The sequence below is a fragment of the Cellulomonas sp. ACRRI genome, assembly GCF_022346185.1.
GTDB lineage: Bacteria > Actinomycetota > Actinomycetes > Actinomycetales > Cellulomonadaceae > Cellulomonas.
Genome location: NZ_JAKRMS010000209.1, coordinates 1 through 3,896, shown reverse-complemented (window position 1 = coordinate 3,896; position 3,896 = coordinate 1). Strand labels below are relative to the sequence as shown.

Genomic DNA, 3,896 nt, shown 5'->3' with positions numbered 1-3,896 from the left:
CTCCGCACACCACCCCCCGGACCCGCGCCGGGCCCACCCGCACCTGAGGACCAGGACGGGCTCCCGCCGTACTGACACCGCGCCCTGGAGTCGACCACGCCCGCAGACGTGCGCTGCAGGGAGCCGGGACGACAGATCGTGGCGTAGTCCGATGGACGGACCGCGGCGCAGGCGACCAGACGGATCGCGGCGCCGCCGGCAGCCCGAGGCGCGGCGCAGGCGGTGAGACAGGTCGCAGGTCGGGTGGCGAGGCGCGCCGTGGCTCAGGCGGCGGGATGCGTCACGGCGCAGGCGGCAGGACGGGTCGCGGCTCAGGCGGCAGGTCAGGTCACGGCGCAGTCCGGAGGACGGGTCGCGGCGCCAACCGGAGGGCTCGCGGCCGCAGCGGGACGAACGGGCGCCTCAGGTGGGGTCGGTGAACGAGACCGGCTTCCCGGCGGCGCGCGCGTAGGCGATCTCGGCGGCCGTGGACTCGCCCACGTACCCGCCGGGGCTGACGACGACCACCCGGTCGGCCAGGTCGATCTTGCGCAGGTGCAGGGCACCGAGCGCGGCCCGCTGCTCAGCGGTGAGCGGGTCGCCCGCCTCGCTCGGCGCGACCACGACGGCGCCGGCAAGGGTCAGCGCGCGGTTCGCCGCACGCAGCTCGACCGCGAACCGGGCAGAACCGCAGAGGCAGACGATCTCCGGCCTGTCCGGCACCACCTAGTCGTCCCGCCCGGTCCGCTGCCGCGCCGCCACCAGGGTCGCGAGCCGCTTCGCCTCGCGGCGGGCCCGCTCGCCGTCCGAGCGCTGCACGCCCATGACCGCGAGGGTGTCGCCGTCGTCGAGGTCGAGCTGGACCCACGGCCGGCCCTCCCCGAACCGGACCCAGACGATCTCGGCCCAGGCGACGGTCCGGGTGCTGGCGAGGTTGCGCACGCGCAGCCCCTCGGCGGTGGGCGTGGCGGCGACGGTCGCCTGGCGCCAGAGGAACCAGACGATCGCCAGCCCGACGAGCGCGATGCCGCTGAGGTCGGCCGTGGACCAGCCCTCGATGCCGGTGGTGGACAGCAGCACGATGAGCAGGACGGTCGCCAGGGCGACGACGACGGCCAGAGTGCCCGTGACGAGGCGCGCGGCCCGCGGCCGGAACACGTCGTCGAGCGCGGGTCGTCGGCCGGCGTCGCCGGCGGCGGACCCTCCGTCGCGCGAGCCGTCGCCGCCCCGGCTCCCGTCCCGCTGGCCTCGCCCTGGCCCGCCGGTCATCGCCCGACCGCCCCGGTCATCGCCCGTCCGCCCGCGTGCTCGCCCGTCGCCGACCCACCCCGGTCATCGCCCGTCCGCCCCGTCAGAGCCGGCAGGCGTGGATGGACGTCACGAGGATGGCGCGGGCGCCGACGTCGTACAGCGCGTCCATCACCCGGTTGGTCTCCGAGCGCCGCACCATGGCCCGGACGGCCGCCCAGTCGCGGTTGTGCAAGGGCGACACGGTGGGCGACTCCAGGCCCGGGGTGATCGCGACGGCCTGCTCGACGAGCGCGGTCGGCACGTCGTAGTCCATGAGCACGTACTCGCGGGCGGTCAGCACGCCCTGGAGGCGCCGGGTGAGCACGTCGAGCCCGGCGGGCTCCTCGACGTCGGCCCGGCGCACGAGCACGGCCTCGGACTTGAGGATCGGGTCGCCGAAGACGTCCAGGCCTGCCGCCCGCAGCGTGGTGCCGGTCTCGACGACGTCGGCGATCACGTCGGCGACGCCGAGCCGGATCGCGGTCTCGACGGCGCCGTCCAGGCGGACGACCTCGGACGGCACGACGCCCTGGCCGCGCAGGTAGTCGGCGACGAGCACGGGGTACGACGTGGCGACCCGCCGGCCGGCGACCTCGCGGACGTCGTTCATCTGGCCGGCCTGGGTGGCGAACCGGAAGGTCGACCGGGCGAAGCCCAGCTGCAGGTGCTCGGTGGCGGGCGACTCGGAGTCGAGCAGGAGGTCGCGTCCGGTGATGCCGACGTCGACGGTGCCGGTGCCGACGTACACCGCGATGTCGCGGGGGCGCAGGAAGAAGAACTCGACGCCGTTGTCGGCGTCGGGCAGGACGAGCTCGCGGGAGTCGCGGCGCTGGCGGTAGCCCGCCTCGCGCAGCATGTCGGAGGCGGGCTCGGCGAGCGAGCCCTTGTTCGGGACGGCGATCCTCAGCACGGGGGTTCTCCGGGGTGTTCAGGTGTGAAAGGGAGCAGCGGGGTCGAGCGGGCCGGGTCAGAGGTGGGCGTACACGTCCTCGAGCGTGAGGCCCTTGGCGACCATGAGCACCTGCAGGTGGTAGAGGAGCTGGGAGATCTCCTCGGCGGTGCGGGCGTCGCCCTCGTGCTCGGCGGCCATCCAGACCTCGGCGGCCTCCTCGACGATCTTCTTGCCGATCGCATGGACGCCGGCGTCCAGCTCCTTGACGGTGCCCGAGCCTGCGGGCCGGGTGGCCGCCTTCTCGGTGAGCTCAGCGAACAGCGCGTCGAACGTCTTCACGCCCGCCAGGGTAGACGGTCGCGACGGCTCCCCCGGTCCGGCGTCCAGGGCCCGGGCGCTCACCCCTCGACCCCGGCGGCCGCCGTGACCTGCTGGGGCTCGGACTCCCGCCGGGCGCGCCACCACACGACGAAGCCCGAGATCACGACGCCCGCGTACACGAGGTACAGGAAGGCCGACGGGTAGTAGCCGGCGCTGAGCAGCAGGGGCACCCCCACCGCGTCGACGGCGATCCAGATGAGCCAGAACTCGATCCAGCCGCGCGCCATGCCGTAGGTCGCGAGCAGGGAGCCGACGAAGATCCACGCGTCGGCCCACGGCCCCCAGGACCCGAGCGCCCGGAACACGAGGGCGCACGCGACGGTGCCGACGACGCCGACGACGCCGAGCTGGATCCAGCCGGACCGGCCGGCCCACCGCGGGACGACGGCGGGCGCGTCGGCGTCCCCGTGCTCGCGCGCGACGCGGCGGGCCTGCGACCAGCGCACCCAGCCGTAGACGGCGACGGCGACGAAGAACACCTGCCGCCCCGCCTGGCCGTAGAGGTCCCGGGCCTGCGGGGTGTGGAAGACGCCGCCCAGGAAGACGGTGAACAGCAGGACGTTGCCCACGATGCCGACGGGCCACGCCCACACCTTGCGGCGCAGGCCGCCGAGCGCGGAGGCGAGGCCGAACAGGTTGCCGATCACCTCGCGCCAGAGGACGGGGTGCCCGGCGACGACGAGCTGGGCGTCGAACAGCCAGCCGAGGACGTTCACAGCCCGCGCAGCGCGACGACGGTGGCCACCGCCGCCTCGGCCGCCTCCGCGCCCTTGTCCTCGTGCGACCCCTCGAGCCCCGCGCGGTCGAGGGCCTGGGCCTCGTCGTCGCAGGTGAGCACGCCGAAGCCGACGGGAACGCCGGTCTGCACGGCGACGTCGGTGAGGCCGGAGGTGGCGGCCTGGCAGACGTAGTCGAAGTGGGGGGTGCCCCCGCGGATGACGACGCCGAGCGCGACGACCGCGTCGTAGTCGCCGGACCGGGCGAGCCGGCCCGCCGCGACCGGGAGCTCGAACGTGCCGGGCACGCGCACCTCCCGGACGTCGGTGACGCCCGCGGCGGCGAGCGCGCGCCGGGACCCGGCGAGCAGGCCGTCCATGACGGTGGTGTGCCAGCTGGCCGCGACGACGGCGACCCGCAGGCCGCTGCCGTCGGTGGTGATCGTGGGAGCGCCGCTGCCGCTCATCGTGCGTCCTCCGTACGAGACGTGGTGGCCGGGCGCGGAAGCGCGGGGCGGGGGGCAAAATGTGGGTGTGGTGGGGGGGGGGGGGGGGGGGGGGGGGGGGGGGGGGGGGGTGGGGGGGGGGGGGGGGGGGGGGGGGGGGGGGGGGGGGGGGGGGGGGGGGGGGGGGGGGGG

Annotated in this window: 6 protein-coding genes; all 6 read right to left on the bottom strand. The window is 75.7% G+C overall.

The annotated features are described in order from the left end of the window. Nucleotides 1-402: 402 nt before the first annotated feature. A complete protein-coding gene (locus tag MHY85_RS20425) occupies nucleotides 403-702 on the bottom strand; it encodes a hypothetical protein (RefSeq protein ID WP_239200166.1) in 300 nt (99 codons plus the stop codon). Between the two features lie 3 nt (nucleotides 703-705). After that, nucleotides 706-1,248, bottom strand: a complete 543-nt coding sequence (locus MHY85_RS20420) for a PH domain-containing protein (protein ID WP_239200163.1) — start codon at nucleotides 1,246-1,248, stop codon at nucleotides 706-708. An 82-nt stretch (nucleotides 1,249-1,330) separates the two neighbouring features. Next, nucleotides 1,331-2,179, bottom strand: a complete 849-nt coding sequence (gene hisG / locus MHY85_RS20415) for an ATP phosphoribosyltransferase (RefSeq protein ID WP_239200160.1) — start codon at nucleotides 2,177-2,179, stop codon at nucleotides 1,331-1,333. Nucleotides 2,180-2,236: 57 nt separating this feature from the next. Next, on the bottom strand, nucleotides 2,237-2,500 hold the full coding sequence (locus MHY85_RS20410; RefSeq protein ID WP_166943152.1) for a phosphoribosyl-ATP diphosphatase: 264 nt from the start codon (nucleotides 2,498-2,500) through the stop codon (nucleotides 2,237-2,239). A gap of 59 nt (nucleotides 2,501-2,559) precedes the next feature. Then, nucleotides 2,560-3,258 (bottom strand): nicotinamide riboside transporter PnuC, encoded by a 699-nt coding sequence (gene pnuC / locus MHY85_RS20405; RefSeq protein WP_239200157.1) that lies wholly within the window; start codon nucleotides 3,256-3,258, stop codon nucleotides 2,560-2,562. Further along, a complete protein-coding gene (gene ribH / locus MHY85_RS20400; protein ID WP_239200154.1) occupies nucleotides 3,255-3,725 on the bottom strand; it encodes a 6,7-dimethyl-8-ribityllumazine synthase in 471 nt (156 codons plus the stop codon). The genes pnuC and ribH overlap by 4 nt, the downstream gene beginning before the upstream one ends. Nucleotides 3,726-3,896 lie beyond the last annotated feature (171 nt).